Origin of the sequence: Winogradskyella sp. SYSU M77433 (assembly GCF_029911945.1) — a bacterium.
Lineage (GTDB): Bacteria > Bacteroidota > Bacteroidia > Flavobacteriales > Flavobacteriaceae > Winogradskyella.
On record NZ_JARYTG010000004.1, the window covers coordinates 401,284 to 415,440 of the forward strand.

15 protein-coding genes are annotated in these 14,157 nt (G+C 32.2%); 3 read left to right on the forward strand and 12 right to left on the reverse strand.

Annotation, left to right across the window (positions count from 1 at the left end):
* Nucleotides 1-51: 51 nt before the first annotated feature.
* The 5 genes from QGM60_RS10750 to QGM60_RS10770 form a co-directional block, all read right to left on the reverse strand.
* A complete protein-coding gene (locus QGM60_RS10750; protein ID WP_281140242.1) occupies nt 52-741 on the reverse strand; it encodes a uracil-DNA glycosylase family protein in 690 nt (229 codons plus the stop codon).
* On the reverse strand, nt 741-1,463 hold the full coding sequence (locus QGM60_RS10755) for a hypothetical protein (RefSeq protein WP_281140243.1): 723 nt from the start codon (nt 1,461-1,463) through the stop codon (nt 741-743). The genes QGM60_RS10750 and QGM60_RS10755 overlap by 1 nt, the downstream gene beginning before the upstream one ends.
* A 30-nt stretch (nt 1,464-1,493) precedes the next feature.
* On the reverse strand, nt 1,494-2,252 hold the full coding sequence (yaaA, locus tag QGM60_RS10760; protein ID WP_281140244.1) for a peroxide stress protein YaaA: 759 nt from the start codon (nt 2,250-2,252) through the stop codon (nt 1,494-1,496).
* A 173-nt stretch (nt 2,253-2,425) separates the two neighbouring features.
* The gene (locus tag QGM60_RS10765; protein WP_281140245.1) at nt 2,426-3,466 is read right to left on the reverse strand and encodes an RluA family pseudouridine synthase; all 1,041 of its coding nucleotides are present in this window, start codon (nt 3,464-3,466) and stop codon (nt 2,426-2,428) included.
* 2 nt (nt 3,467-3,468) lie between these two features.
* Nucleotides 3,469-4,023 (reverse strand): PASTA domain-containing protein, encoded by a 555-nt coding sequence (locus tag QGM60_RS10770; protein ID WP_281140246.1) that lies wholly within the window; start codon nt 4,021-4,023, stop codon nt 3,469-3,471.
* 138 nt (nt 4,024-4,161) lie between these two features.
* Here QGM60_RS10770 and QGM60_RS10775 point away from each other — a divergent pair, with 138 nt between their 5' ends.
* Both QGM60_RS10775 and coaD read left to right on the forward strand, forming a co-directional pair.
* A complete protein-coding gene (locus tag QGM60_RS10775; protein ID WP_281140247.1) occupies nt 4,162-5,139 on the forward strand; it encodes a D-alanine--D-alanine ligase in 978 nt (325 codons plus the stop codon).
* Between the two features lie 31 nt (nt 5,140-5,170).
* Nucleotides 5,171-5,629: a pantetheine-phosphate adenylyltransferase gene (gene coaD / locus QGM60_RS10780; protein WP_281140248.1), complete on the forward strand. Its 459-nt coding sequence runs from the start codon at nt 5,171-5,173 to the stop codon at nt 5,627-5,629.
* Between the two features lie 67 nt (nt 5,630-5,696).
* Here coaD and QGM60_RS10785 read toward each other — a convergent pair whose 3' ends face one another.
* From QGM60_RS10785 to QGM60_RS10805, 5 genes are all read right to left on the reverse strand, one after another.
* A complete protein-coding gene (locus QGM60_RS10785) occupies nt 5,697-6,347 on the reverse strand; it encodes a response regulator transcription factor (protein WP_281140249.1) in 651 nt (216 codons plus the stop codon).
* Nucleotides 6,348-6,369: 22 nt separating this feature from the next.
* Nucleotides 6,370-8,277, reverse strand: coding sequence for a sensor histidine kinase (locus QGM60_RS10790; RefSeq protein ID WP_281140250.1), 1,908 nt, complete (start codon nt 8,275-8,277; stop codon nt 6,370-6,372).
* Between the two features lie 184 nt (nt 8,278-8,461).
* A complete protein-coding gene (locus QGM60_RS10795; protein WP_281140251.1) occupies nt 8,462-10,369 on the reverse strand; it encodes a hypothetical protein in 1,908 nt (635 codons plus the stop codon).
* 12 nt (nt 10,370-10,381) lie between these two features.
* A complete protein-coding gene (locus QGM60_RS10800; RefSeq protein WP_281140252.1) occupies nt 10,382-10,918 on the reverse strand; it encodes a DUF6252 family protein in 537 nt (178 codons plus the stop codon).
* Nucleotides 10,919-11,042: 124 nt separating this feature from the next.
* Entirely contained in the window at nt 11,043-11,753 is a 711-nt protein-coding gene (locus QGM60_RS10805) for a DUF6498-containing protein (RefSeq protein ID WP_281140253.1), read from the reverse strand.
* A gap of 136 nt (nt 11,754-11,889) precedes the next feature.
* Between QGM60_RS10805 and QGM60_RS10810 the strand changes: the two genes are divergently transcribed.
* A complete protein-coding gene (locus QGM60_RS10810; RefSeq protein ID WP_281140254.1) occupies nt 11,890-12,336 on the forward strand; it encodes a HEAT repeat domain-containing protein in 447 nt (148 codons plus the stop codon).
* 7 nt (nt 12,337-12,343) lie between these two features.
* Here the strand turns inward: QGM60_RS10810 and QGM60_RS10815 are convergent, their stop codons facing one another.
* Together QGM60_RS10815 and QGM60_RS10820 are read right to left on the reverse strand one after the other, a co-directional pair.
* Nucleotides 12,344-13,300, reverse strand: coding sequence for a GSCFA domain-containing protein (locus QGM60_RS10815; protein ID WP_281140255.1), 957 nt, complete (start codon nt 13,298-13,300; stop codon nt 12,344-12,346).
* A gap of 56 nt (nt 13,301-13,356) precedes the next feature.
* Nucleotides 13,357-14,100: a hypothetical protein gene (locus QGM60_RS10820; protein WP_281140256.1), complete on the reverse strand. Its 744-nt coding sequence runs from the start codon at nt 14,098-14,100 to the stop codon at nt 13,357-13,359.
* Between the last annotated feature and the right edge of the window lie 57 nt (nt 14,101-14,157).

A 14,157-nucleotide genomic window follows, 5' to 3' on the forward strand; every position in this document is an offset into this window, starting at 1 on the left:
GATTTGATAGAAAATCCTCTTGCTTAGGCAAGGGGATTATTTTATGGCTACTTAAAAAAACTCAGAATACTGCATCACCCTAAAATCAAAGGTATTAAACTCTGGATTTTTCGTTTTTAGTTGTCTATAAAGTGGCAATCTACTAATGGATATGTTCGCAGCTCCAGAAGCTGAAGTTAGAGAGACGGTTTTTATAGTTCTTTCATTCTCTTTATGAAATCTTGAAACGGGTTCAGGATGACTTAGAGTAAATTTATGAATTCTCGGCACTTCGTTAGTTACCAATTCCAATTTAAGATTGTAATCTTTAAGATGTTTTCGAAAGAAATATTCTGGTCCATTTTTGCTATTTCCACCTGTAAATAAAATGGTTTTAATATTTGAGTATTGTTTCAAATAACCAACAATGTCTCTCAATTTCACATTACTCATTCCAAGATCTGAAGCATCAATTTTTTCGCGCTCGCATGAGGCTACAATATCGCAAACTCCTATTTTGTTTTTAATCAGAAACTGCTTTCGCTGCGCTATGGCTTCTTCAGAGTTATCGTACCTAAAATTGAGATTATGGATCTTATCTATAAATAGCCACAATGAATTGTAATAACTACCATAGCAAAAATCAACATCTTGCTCTAATAATTCACCTGTAGAAAATCTTGGAGGTGGTAAAGTGCCAACAATTAGTTTTTCGGTATTATCTTTTATAAATGGTGGATATGGATGTTTGTGAACAAACATTACAGAGACTTCAAAATACGTTCAACCTCAGCAATAGCACTTCTGTAAAGTCTTCTGTTAGGTTTAGTCATGTATTGGGCTTCATTAGATATTTCTTCCAACAATGATTTACCGGCTTCAGATTTATTATTTTCAATATAGAATTTTGCCAACTCTAATCGTTCTTCATAGTTTGAATAAGGCTTATTTATTGCTTTTAATTCAACTTCAGCTTCTTCAACTCTACCTATTTCTTTTAGTGCTAATCCATAGCAAAATTGTTGTTTTGAACCTTTGAATTCAGATTTGTGCTTTATAATTTCTGCTTGTGCTATTACATTATTGTAGTCTTGGATTTCATAATAGCATAATACTAATTGTTGCCTTGCATAAAAATCGTCTTGCACCTTATCCTCTAGAGTTTTATTATAATTTTCAATGGCTTTTAAGAAATTCCCACTTTTAGCATAAGCAGCAGCAAGATCAATTCTATTAGTGTAAGTATCTGAAAACTCTATTTTATTTTCTAGGTCTTTGATCTTCTTAGTTGGATTGATAATAGTTGTAATATCTTCTTGGATTTTATCCGCATCGCTCTTACTAAAAACCTGAGTTAAGATGTAGATTAAAGACCCTAAACCAGGAATAAAGAAAATAACAAAGTACCAATAATAAGGTTTGTGATTTTTGTAAACATGATAGATACAAAAAGCTTGTAAAGCAACAGTAAGGTAATAAAGCATAAATGACTTTTAGGCTTTTAAAGATAGAAACTATCTTGTAAAAACCAACTCTTTTTCAGATGACAATTCTTCGCTAAAACCATAGTTTTCATAATTAAAACCTTTGATATCGTCTAGCGTTTTAGCATCGGTGTCGATAATGTACCTTGTCATTAAACCTCTAGCTAATTTTGCAAAAATCGCTATGGTTTTATACTTACCATCTTTAAACTCTCTAAAGTTAACATCAACAACTGGCACTTTTAAAGCCTTTTTATCAATAGCTTTAGAATACTCGTTACTAGCCAAATTTAAAAACAGTTCGTCATCTGTCATTTCGTCGTTAAGCGCCTTGGTGATTTTCTTTTGCCAGAATTCGTAAAGGTTTTTATTCTTACCAACTGGCATTTTGGTTCCCATTTCTAATCGGTAAGGTTGAATTAAATCCAACGGTTTTAGAATTCCATAAAGACCAGAAATTATACGAACCGTATCTTGAACTTCATCCAATTTCTTGGTATCAATAGTATAGGCATCAAGCCCTCTATAAACATCACCATTAAATGCATAAATAGCTTGTCTGGCGTTATCTTTAGTAAATGGTAACTCCCATTCTTGATTACGGTCGTAATTCAGCTGTCCTAAATTATCAGAAATGTGCATTAGCTTAGACAGACTCTTTGCTGATTTCTTTTTCAGTAATTTATTTAAGCGTTCTGCTTCTGCTAAAAAACAACTTTCGGTCGTTTTAGTTGTTGGTAATTTACTGTCGTAATCTAAAGATTTTGCTGGTGATAATACAAGTTTCATAAAAGCCCATTTAATTTGATATTCAAAAGTACAACCTTAAAAAGAGAGTTGAAAATGGAACTAAAAACTTATTTTGATAGTGTTATAAGTAATTGCTATCTCCTAATTAAAGCTATTGAAAGAACACTTCGACAGGCTCAGCGTGACAGTTTAATAATACAGAAATCGACTTATTATAGCTCTTGATGCTTAGCGTAGCCTCTCCACTTTTCTATACATTGTTGCATATCTTCTGGAATTTCGGTTGAAAAACTTAACCACTTACCTGTTGTTGGGTGCTCAAAGCCTAAAGTTTTAGCGTGAAGTGCTTGGCGTGGCAACACCTTAAATGCATTTTCTACAAATTGTTTGTACTTGGTAAAAGTTGTGCCTTTCAAGATTTTTTCGCCACCATAACGTTCATCATTAAAAAGCGTGTGACCAATATGCTTCATGTGCACACGGATTTGGTGTGTACGTCCTGTTTCGAGCTTACAACTCACTAAAGTTACATAACCCAATCGTTCTAAAACTTTATAATGGGTTAATGCAGTTTTTCCTTTGTAAGCCTCATCACCTTCAAAAACGGTGTTTTGTAATCTATTTTTAGGATGACGACCAATATTACCTTCAACTGTTCCTTCTTCCTCTTCTATATTTCCCCAAACTATGGCGACATATTCGCGTTCACTGGTTTTTTCGGCAAATTGATTAGACAGGTGTGCCATAGCTTGCTCGGTTTTTGCTACCACCAAAAGTCCGCTAGTATCTTTATCAATACGATGTACCAAGCCTGGACGATTACTCGAGTTATTCGGTAAGTTTTCAAAATGATAAATTAATCCATTGATTAAAGTCCCTGAATAGTTACCATGACCAGGATGCACCACCATACCTGCTGGTTTATTTACCACAAGTAAATCATCATCTTCGTAAACAATATCAATTGGAATGTTCTCGGCAACCAATAAATGTTCATGAGGTGGATGTTCAAACTTTACCGTAATTTGATCATGTGGTTTTACCTTATAATTCGATTTTACAGGAGTACCATTAACGAAAATAGAACCGTCTTTTGCAGCCTGTTGAATTTTGTTTCGTGTTGCATTTTCAACAAAATTCATTAAATATTTATCTATTCTGAGAGGCTTTTGCCCATTCTCTACTTTAAAAGCATAATGCTCATAAAGTTCATCATCTAACTCATCGTCAGAATTTTCAATAATATCAGCCATAATTATTCGCGATTACCATTACCTAAAACCAAATCTATTTCTGAAGTTAAAGGCAATTTAGTTCCTGGCTTTAAAGTTTCGCCTTCAAATTTTAATCCTAAGACAACATCTTTTCCGATGTAATCTACATAAGTTGAATTGCCCACTTTAAAACCTAAAGCTTCTAACTGCGGTTTTGCTTGTCTTAATGTTCGTTTTAAAACATCTGGCACTTCAACCTTTCTGTAACCAGAAGGATTTAAAATCAAATATATTTTTCTATTCTCTTTGACTTGAGAACCCGCAACTGGATTTTGTTCTATTACTGAATATTTGGGATAATCTGGATTGTAGTTGGCAGAATCCTGTAATTTCCATGTTAGGTCATTATCATTCAATTCTATTTCAACAGTTTCCAAAGATTTACCTTTTAAGTCTGGTACGGTTACAAACTCGCCATGATTTGTTGTAATATTTAACCACTTTAATGCGAAAAAACATAGAACAACAAGGGCGACAATAGCTAAAGCTAATTGTTTAAAAAAGACTTTACTGGTAAGAAACTTAACAAAACTCATAGGTGTGAATGTAAAAAGACAAAACTAATAAAATATTATGATGCTTTAACAACGTCATAAAACTAATATACGTATCAAATTATAGATTAAGTTTTTCAAAAAAAGAATACTTTTACATTACAACTTTAATTAAATAGAATGACAAAGGCTATTGCTATAATTATGGGAGGTTACTCTAGCGAATATAAGATTTCGCTTAAAAGTGGCTCCGTTGTTTTTGAAACGTTAGACCGTACAAAATATACTCCATACGCTATCCATATCTTTAAAGACAAATGGGTGTATGTCAATGAAGATAATGAAGAATTTCCTGTTGACAAAAATGATTTTTCTATAACTGTAGGTTCTAAAAAAATCACGTTTGATTGTGTGTTTAATGCGATTCACGGATCACCAGGTGAAGATGGATTTATGCAAGCCTATTTTAAACTTTTGAATATTCCTCAGACTAGCTGTAGCATGTATCAGGCTGCATTAACGTTTAACAAACGAGACTTGCTAGCGACCTTAAAACCTTTCGGTATTAAAACTGCAGAGAGTTATTATGTAAACCTTGGAGATACTATTAACGAAGATGCAATCGTTAAAAAAGTTGGTCTGCCTTGTTTTGTAAAAGCGAATAAAGCTGGTAGTAGTTTTGGTATTTCAAAAGTGTATAAAAAGGAAGATTTAAAGACCGCTATTGAAACCTCATTTAAGGAAGACAACGAAATTATTATTGAACAATTTTTAGATGGTACAGAAGTTTCTGTTGGTGTAATATCTTATAAAGGTGAAACCACTGTTTTACCAATTACTGAAATAGTTTCGGAAAATGATTTCTTTGATTACCAAGCGAAATACGAAGGTAAATCTCAAGAAATTACTCCAGCGAGAATATCTGATGATTATAAAACTAAAGTCGAAACAGTAGCCAAAAAGATATATGAGGTTTTGGGTATGACCGGTTTTTCTAGAAGTGAATTTATTTTTAAAAATGATGAACCGCATCTTCTTGAAGTAAATACTGTACCAGGTCTGACCAAAGAAAGCATTTTACCGCAACAAGCCGAAAAAGCAGGAATTAGCTTAAAAGACTTGTTTACAAATGCTATTGAAGAAGCGTTGAAGAAATAATAATTATCTTTGAAAAGATAAAGTTTACAAAATGAGAAGAGCTCTTTTCCCAGGATCTTTTGATCCGATTACCAATGGACATTACGATATTATAACGAGAGGTATTAAACTTTTTGACGAAGTTATTGTTGCCATTGGTATTAACTCGGAAAAAAAATATATGTTCTCTCTTGAAGAGCGCAAACATTTTATTGAAGAAGCTTTTAAAGATGAGCCAAAAGTAAAAGTTGTAACCTATGAAGGTTTAACCATAGATTTTTGTAAAGAGGTTAATGCTGAATTTATCCTTAGAGGCTTGAGAAATCCTGCTGACTTCGAATTTGAAAAAGCTATTGCTCATACTAACAGAAAACTGTCTAAAATTGAAACCGTCTTCTTATTAACCGCTTCTAAAACATCTTTTATTTCATCTTCTATTGTACGTGATGTCATTAGAAACCATGGCGATTATACAGTTTTGGTACCTGATAGTGTAAGAGTACACCCTTAAAATTTCAAGCTAATAATGTTATGAAATCCTGAAACTAGTTCAGGATGACAACAATTATTTATTTTTCTTAAATAATTTTATTTCGCCTAGCTTTTTGAACGGCCTCAAGTTTGTTATGTACTTGTAATTTTCTGTATATATTTTCTATATGCTTTCTAATAGTACCTGAGGACAAAATAAGATTTTCAGCAATTGCATTATAACTTAATCCTTTACTAAGTTGCTCTAAAACGTCAACTTCGCGCTCGGTAAGCTTAATGTTTTCTTGTTCTTCTTTATCTTCTATCACAAAAGGGTTTCTAAGTAACTTCAAGGTTTTTAACGCTATGGATGGATTCATTGCTGCACCACCATTTAAAGTTTCCAAAATGCCAGAATGCAAGTCACCAGCATTAATCTCCTTTAACAAATAGCCGTCAGCACCAGCTTTTATAGCGTTAAAGATATTCTCATCATTATCAAAAACAGTAAGCATTATTATTTTAATATGCGGATAATTTTGCTTAACTTTTTCAGTAGCTTCTATGCCATTCATTACAGGCATTTCAATATCCATCAATATAAGATCTACATTACTATTCTCTTCTAAATCCTGTAGTAAATTTACCCCATTCATTGACGAGAACTTCACCTCTAAGTCATCAAAAAAGGAGAGTTTTTCCTCTACAGCTTTTATTAAAAAAGTATTGTCATCTACTATGGCTATTCTTATTTTCATTTTAGTTTTTTTGTGGTTAATACTAAACGCTAAGTATTATTGTTGTTCCTTTTCCTTGTCCTGATTTTATGTCAAGACTTCCATTGATCTCCATAGCTCTTTTTTCCATGTTATTGAGACCGTTACCACGTTTTACTTTTTCTAAATCAAAGCCTGCTCCATCATCAGAAATTTGAAATTCTACATTTGAATTCTTTTTAGACACATCAACGTTGATTCTTTTTGCATTAGCATATTTTAAACTATTGTGAATAGCTTCTTGGATAATTCTTAGAATATTCATGCCTTCAACAGAAGAAAATTTCTCTGAAGTATCAACATTACTTTCAACATTAAATTCAAACTTTACTTGCGCATCAGACAGGTGCGCTTTATCTATATAATTTGAAATTCTGGTTTGTAAATCCTCAAAAGTAATTTTGTTTTTATTCATCGCCCAAATAGTATCTCTAAGCTCATAAATAGTACTAGATGTAAAGTCGCTAATGGTATTAAGCTTATGTTTTAACTTATGGTCATTAATCTCAAAGGCATATTTTAAATTATCTATAGACGAAATTATAAAGGTGAGTTGTGCACCAATATTATCATGTAAATCTCTTGAAATTCTTAAGCGTTGTTCTTGAAGCTTATTCTGAGTTTCAATTTTCAAAAGTGCATCCTTTAATTCACTTTCTTTCTTTAATTGATTGTTCTTTAACTGCTGTTGTTTATAAATAAGATAACCTATTACAGACATTATAACAGCTAAAGCAATTAAACCAAAAATTTGATAATTCCGTTCTTGTATGATTAAATCTTGCTCTGCCAAAGTGGTCCTTTGCATTAAAATTTCACGTTCTTTTTCTGCTGTCTTGTATTGTTCTTGTGCTTCAACAATCTGTTTGGTCTTGGTTTCATTGAGCAAGGAATCTTCAATGGATTTATAGTCTATATAATTCTTTAGAGCATTTTTGTAATCATTTTTTTTAACATCAAGTTCGTGCAATCGATAAAAAGCTTCAAGCTGATATTTTCTTGTACCGTACTTTACGGTATTCTGCATTGCACTATCCAATATTTTTTTCGCTTCATTATATCTGCCAGTCTCTAAATAAATCTTTCCAAGATTGACTAAAGTCACACCTTTTGATTCTTCAAAACCAGGTATGGCAAGTGATTTAAGCGTATACTCTTCTGCTTTTTTATAGTTTTTTAACTTACTAAAACTATTCCCTATATTGGAATATGTGGTTCTGGCATAACCCAAATTGCCTGTCAACTCCGCATACTTTGCAGCCTTATTATTATAGTATAAAGCACTGTCAAAAAGTTTTGGGTTAAAGTCATCTTTTTCGGCCAACTCGTCATAAGCAATTCCAATTCTACCAAAACAATATGCCATTGCCATGGTATCCTTAAGTTGTTTTGCAATGACCAATGATTTTCTGTTCCAATCAATAGAAGCCTTAAATTCATACATTCGGTCGTTGATATAGCCAATATAAGACATGTCTCGCTGCACCTTAGACAAGTTATTGTTTAGCTTGTTGTACTCCAATGATTTTAATGCCATTTTCATTGCTTCTGGAAACTCGGAAAATATCGTATGGATTCTAGATTGTCTAAAGAAGCTGTCTTCAAGAACACTATCATTTTCAAGTAACTCATTAGCTTTTTTATAGAATTCAATAGCCTTGTAATTATTTTTTTCATCAAAAGAGCTTGCTAAATAATAATAGGCTTTGCCAATGATGTTTTCATTACCATTCAGATCCTGTTTTTCCAAGATCTCTTGGGCCTTTAATCTTATAAGTGAATCATTTTGGAGATTTTCAAGCTCCTGCAAAAGAGATTTTACATCTTGAGCTGCGGCAAACTCCATTCCCATAAAAAGAAAAACTAAAGTAAGTATTGAAAATCGCAACGTGTTGGTGAAGAAAAAAAGCATCAGATACAACTTACTGTTTATAACAGAAAATTTACCTGATGCTTTCTTACAAAAATTGATTAATAGCATAACTAATATATAACTATTTGAGAATTGGTTACATTTTTATCGATTAAGCGCCGATTTTAAAAGATTAAGCGTAATCAACGATTACACTTAATCTCTATAAAATTAATCAATAAGTTTAATTTTTTAAATTGTACATATAAACTTTGTTATCACCTGCTTTGTAATACAAATAACCACCAAACTCGTCTACTTCATATTCTGGTTTTTTGTCTTTAAGCACAATTTCTTTTTCTACTTCACCAGAATCTTTATTGACCTTAACAAGACCAACTCCACTATCTAGTTTTGTTAAAATAAACTGAGAATTTTCAGTTGCTGAGGAAGCTTTAAAACGTTGAGACATCATATCGAAAGAGGCGCCAGCTATTGAAGCAAACATATCTGAAGCACGTTTTGCTTCCTTTCCATAATCATTATAATTTCTAAGATTGTTGGTACTTATACCATTATTGTTCATTCCTGCAGTGTAAGCCGTTGAAGCCGTTGCTACAAGAGAAGCTGCTGCTACAGCACCACCTACAACTTTCATAAAAGCACTTTTTCCTGGTGACTTGTAATAACCGTGAAAATTTTCATCTCCATTACCGCTTAAAGACATTAAGTTTTGAGAAGAACTTAGGAATATGTTATCATTTCTCATCTCAATTGAGTTTGGATATTCCTTTTCTTCAAACTTAATTTTTGCCAACTCTGAAACATCACCTGAATTAGCATCTATAGCAAACAATTCATCACCAGCCGCAATTAAATAACGGTTATTATCACTATCGAAAGTTGATACTACTGAAGATATGTTTTTATATTTTAAAGGTTTATCCCAAACTTGGTCACTTGTTTCTAAGTTAACAATGTTAGCATCTTCGCCTGTAATATAGATTAACCCTTGAGGTGTATGTGCCATCATCATAATGTTTTCACCAGTTTTTAATGGGTTTTTGAATAGTGTTTCACCTTCAAATGAAATCTTATTAATGCCACCAGAATAGATTCCGAACAAAATACCATCTTCCATGATATAAAAATGCTGTACATAACCTTTTGTTTTTGGTGCTTTTTCCCAAAAGTCTTCACCTGTAGCAGCACTAAACATCGTAATTTTAGATTCTGATTTTGCAGCAAACGCACCATCACCACCAGTTACATTACTTACAACTGCCAAACCTTGAGGCAGAATTTCGAATTTAGAAACAATACCTTTTACTTTTCTATCATCTTCCCAAAGCTCTTGTCCGCTTGTTCCTATTTTATGGATACGTGTGTTCTTTCCGTTAGTTGTAGTTTCAAAACCATAAATTTCCTTTTCTGTTTTATCTGCAACCAACCAGCTCACATTTTTAATTTTATTTTTCCAAAGCTCTTCACCAGAATGCGATTTTGCAATCAAGCCTTGAGCTGTTGGTATTATTAAAAAATCTTTTAATAATAATGGTGTTCCTGTTACACTAAAATCTTTTGCTACTCCTACTCGTCCTGGTGTATCTAAAAAGAAACTATAATCTAGTTTTGATGTGTTTAGATCATAGACCGCAACTTTAGGTGTGCTTTTTTCTGCTTTACTCCCTACTTTTTGAATACCACTTACTATAAGTTTATTTTGTGGTAATACCACATCGCAAGTGTAAATCTGATTCCAACTATCGTCATCAGAATTAAATATTACCTTTCCTTGCATATAATCTATAACGGCACGCTTGGTTTTGGCTATACCAGCAAATTTTGAACCTGCTCCTTGAGACACCACAATGTAAGGTGATCCTGGAATGAAATCGGTCTCTTCAGGTTTTAACTTCCCGAAGTTATTAAAGGTAAAAACAGGTTGACTTTGATCTGGCTTTATACCTGCCAAGCCATCATTAGTAGCAACCACTAAAACACCACCAACCGTTAATGTCATTTCATTTATTTTAGCACCCAAATCATAGCTTTGATCTGGCGATTCTGCCTTTTGTCCATACAACAATGTAGTACCCATTACGAGTACTAACATCATTGTTTTATTGATTTGAATTAATAGCTTTTTCATGATACAAATTTTCTATTGTACTTGTTTATTCAAATTGAAAGAACCTTCAGTAATGGTCTTTACAGATTGATCACCATTAAGATTCTTACCCGTAAACTCAAAAGTTCCGATTAACTTATCGTCTGTTTCTTCAGAAACACTTAAAGAACCTACCATAGAATTATCATAAGGTGCTTGCCACATTTCAGTAGTTGAGTTTTGAGGATTGTTTAAATCAACAGCAGTTTCTGAATAAGAACCTGTATTGAAATTATTGATTGAAGAGCCATCAAAATCGTAAGTACCAACTCCCTCATAACCGAAAATTGTGAATGAAAATGCATTTCCATCACTATTAGAAGCAATAATTATTAAGTTTTGTCCATTGTTGGCAACTGTAGCAGAAGATGATATCTCCCAAGATTCGTAATTTGTGCCATCAACTTTTGCAACTAAAGTTCCCGAAGGAGCATTTCCACCTCCACCACCATCGTCACTACTAGAACATGATGTAAATGTTACTGCTGAAACTGTCATGATAAGTAACAAGATTTGGTTTAATTTTTTCATTGTTGAAATTTTTATGATTATTAATGAGACAAATCTCAACAATAAGCAAAAGCCAAACCATACGATGAATTACGTATATTTTGATTTTTAGATGATTAAAAACGAATACAATAAACAGAATTAACTATTCTGTAAAGAGAAGTAATTGCTTTCTTATTTCAGATTTACTGGTTTTACCATCGTGCAGTTTATCTACGATTCTTTCAAGAATCTCGCTATCTTCTTTAATAGCTATAAAGATAAAATCCACAATAAATCGAAAGATAATCAGTAAAACAGCAGCAACGATAGAACCATTAGAAAACACCATAAAAAACGATCCTAAAATCACTGTAAATTGTTGAATAAAAATTCTGAAATAAGGTTTAAACATGATTTCGTTCACCTTGAATTGGTTGTATTTCTTAGGAACAAGAAAATCAAATATAAATTTCATTAACTGCGTACCCACTAATAACGCTAAAACTATTGGCACACCTTCTATTTCTAAAACTTTCTGAAAATTTGCTAAAACGTTAAAAGGTTCTTTAAAAGACACATCACCAGCTATGGAAACAATCCCAAACAAGAAAATAGATTGAATGGCTATAAACCCACCATAGTGCACAATAAAAAAAGGAATTGAAAATAGAATTGAAACTTTTTTGTCATTATGCTTGTAAGACAGGTACATCTTAACCACATTGAATAATCCAATAATTATACTCTCTAAAAAATAACCGAAAAGTACAGCATAAGCCTCAACCTTTCCAATTGTCACCAGAAAGATGAGAAACAATACATTTACCCATGCAAATGAATTTGTTTTATTAGGATAAAATACACTTTTTAGCATACACAAATAAAAGTATTATTTCTATAAAATACTATACGATGAATTGCGTATAAGCCCTAAAAACAAAATCTAGAAAAAGACCGATTGTAACAAAATATCGATTTTTCATACTGATATTATAAGCCTAGTAATCAAAATGTTTTACAATATTTCATACTTGTTTTTCAAACTGAAGCTTACAGAACCTTCTGAAAAAGCCATAAGGTTCTGGGTAAAAAACTCAGATATTTTGAAGTTAGAATATTGTTTGAAATATGGGAATTATAAAACACGTCAACTTGCTGCTCAAGGCCTAGAAATTGTTGGCAACTCTTCTTCTGTTCCTGTGCTATTGAATGCTATTGATGACAATATTCACAACGTTTCCATTGCTGCTCTAAATGCTTTAGAAAGAATTTCACCAAATAATGAACTTGTTATTTCTATCACCCGAAAACGCTTCAGTTGGTTAAAAAATATAAGAGACAAAGAAGAGTCTCAAAAAAATAAAGCTCCTAGAAAATATAACATTCATAGATGGGAACGCTCTAGCAAAAAGTCTTTTGATAGAGTAAAAGAACAACTAAAGAAACCTATTAGGTAAATAGAGTTTATTTATTAAAGTTCATATGAGGATATTCAGTCTGAAGAACTTCTATACGCTCATTTAATTTCATTTGGAACTTTTGATGCGCTTCTGAATCTGGGTTAAAAGGCTTGTGAGCTAAACCAGACTGTATCTGTTTGACATTGTCTAGTACTTGTTGCGCATCTTCAGATAACCAAACTGTTTTAAACTTTTCCCAAATGTAATCTACAGCCAAATCGCTCGGATGAATCATGTCAGAATTGTAAAATCTGTAATCACGAAGCTCATCCATCATAATCTCATAAGACGGAAAGTAATATTGTTGGTGTCTTGGATCAACAACTTGATGTATTGCCGAAAGCAAATGCGATTTACTCTGCGTGTTTTCAACAAAGCCATCCTTTAAGTGTCGTACTGGTGATACTGTAAAAATGAAATTTGCTTTAGGATTAACACTCCTAATTAATGCAATAGTATTTTCTATTGAAGCTAAAATATCATCAATTGGCAATAGTTCTTTTAGAAATTGCTTTTGTGGCACTTTATGACAATTAGCCACAATTTTGTCTGAAGCTATATACCTATACACCCAAGCTGTACCCAAGGTAACAATAATATGAGTAGCGTCTTTTAGTTGTTGATGTGTCGATTTAATACTATCGTTTAAAGTCCTCAATACATCTTTTTGTGTAGAAGAATTTAATTTTGAATGCGCATCAAAACAACTGTAAACTTCATTATTGTAAATTAACTCTTCTTCGGAATAAAAATCTTCATTGATACTGCGAGCTACTAGATTTTCAATTGCTACAGTATGAAATAAAACACCAAAGGGATTTACATTGGATTGAAACTTAAAATAGTCAAACTTGCCACCAATATTCTCTGAAAAACAAGACCCTAAAAGCATCACTTTAGCGTTATAATCTATTTGATTATGCTGTTGTGGTTGTAGTGGTATGTTAGTTTGAAGTTTCATTTAACAAAAAAATCCTTAAGGATAAACTTAAGGATTTTTAATATTTCTATTTTCTATTAGTTATAAATAAATTGAAGCGTTTCTGTTTCTTCATTTACAGTTCCTGGCTCATAAATTGATGTTGCTGAAACAGGAAACCCTTGTGAATTATAAGTATAAGTTGTAGTAAAATCATCTGTAACACTTGCTCCACTAGTATTTGTAGAGGAAGTAACATTATGCATGGTCATACTAAAACCTCCAGATATTAAATTTAGAGTTTCTCTTTGATGTAAATTAATGAATGGATTAAAATGATTGTCATAAGTATAGGTATAATCCTGGTTACCATTTACATCTATTTCCTCTATTATATCTCCATCATCATTTAGGACATAATCATATTCACCCCAATCATCAGTCATTGTAATTACTCCTTGCTCATCGTAAGAGTAGTTATTAGATTGAATAATTGTATTTTCAAAACTATAAGTTTCCTCAATTAGTCTATTTTGTGAATCATATTCAAATTCACCATACCTTTCTAAAGTTCCATCTTGATATTCATCTATACGACTCAATAAATTATTTGTGTAGGTGTAAACTTCTTCATATCCATCATTGTCTGAAGCTCCCACTAATCTGTCACCTTCGTAAGAAAAATTTGTAATATAACTTGTACCATCTTCATAGCTTACGATTAATTGGCTTAGAAGAAGATTTTCACTTGGTTGGTTATTGTTTTCTGAGGAATCATCACTACTACAAGATGACAAGAAAATTGAGGTTGTAATAAAAAATAAGTAGCTAATTTTTTTCATGAAATTGTTTTTGAGATTTGAATGCGCTAATATATATTATTTATAATGAATAATATA

Excerpts from the sequence above, each read along its gene's own strand:
- QGM60_RS10750 (WP_281140242.1), bottom strand. The coding sequence starts at position 741 with ATGTTTGTTCACAAACATCCATATCCACCATTTATAAAAGATAATACC.
- QGM60_RS10755 (WP_281140243.1), bottom strand. The coding sequence starts at position 1,463 with ATGCTTTATTACCTTACTGTTGCTTTACAAGCTTTTTGTATCTATCAT.
- yaaA (WP_281140244.1), bottom strand. The coding sequence starts at position 2,252 with ATGAAACTTGTATTATCACCAGCAAAATCTTTAGATTACGACAGTAAA.
- QGM60_RS10765 (WP_281140245.1), bottom strand. The coding sequence starts at position 3,466 with ATGGCTGATATTATTGAAAATTCTGACGATGAGTTAGATGATGAACTT.
- QGM60_RS10770 (WP_281140246.1), bottom strand. The coding sequence starts at position 4,023 with ATGAGTTTTGTTAAGTTTCTTACCAGTAAAGTCTTTTTTAAACAATTA.
- QGM60_RS10775 (WP_281140247.1), top strand. The coding sequence starts at position 4,162 with ATGACAAAGGCTATTGCTATAATTATGGGAGGTTACTCTAGCGAATAT.
- coaD (WP_281140248.1), top strand. The coding sequence starts at position 5,171 with ATGAGAAGAGCTCTTTTCCCAGGATCTTTTGATCCGATTACCAATGGA.
- QGM60_RS10785 (WP_281140249.1), bottom strand. The coding sequence starts at position 6,347 with ATGAAAATAAGAATAGCCATAGTAGATGACAATACTTTTTTAATAAAA.
- QGM60_RS10790 (WP_281140250.1), bottom strand. The coding sequence starts at position 8,277 with ATGCTTTTTTTCTTCACCAACACGTTGCGATTTTCAATACTTACTTTA.
- QGM60_RS10795 (WP_281140251.1), bottom strand. The coding sequence starts at position 10,369 with ATGAAAAAGCTATTAATTCAAATCAATAAAACAATGATGTTAGTACTC.
- QGM60_RS10800 (WP_281140252.1), bottom strand. The coding sequence starts at position 10,918 with ATGAAAAAATTAAACCAAATCTTGTTACTTATCATGACAGTTTCAGCA.
- QGM60_RS10805 (WP_281140253.1), bottom strand. The coding sequence starts at position 11,753 with ATGCTAAAAAGTGTATTTTATCCTAATAAAACAAATTCATTTGCATGG.
- QGM60_RS10810 (WP_281140254.1), top strand. The coding sequence starts at position 11,890 with ATGTTTTACAATATTTCATACTTGTTTTTCAAACTGAAGCTTACAGAA.
- QGM60_RS10815 (WP_281140255.1), bottom strand. The coding sequence starts at position 13,300 with ATGAAACTTCAAACTAACATACCACTACAACCACAACAGCATAATCAA.
- QGM60_RS10820 (WP_281140256.1), bottom strand. The coding sequence starts at position 14,100 with ATGAAAAAAATTAGCTACTTATTTTTTATTACAACCTCAATTTTCTTG.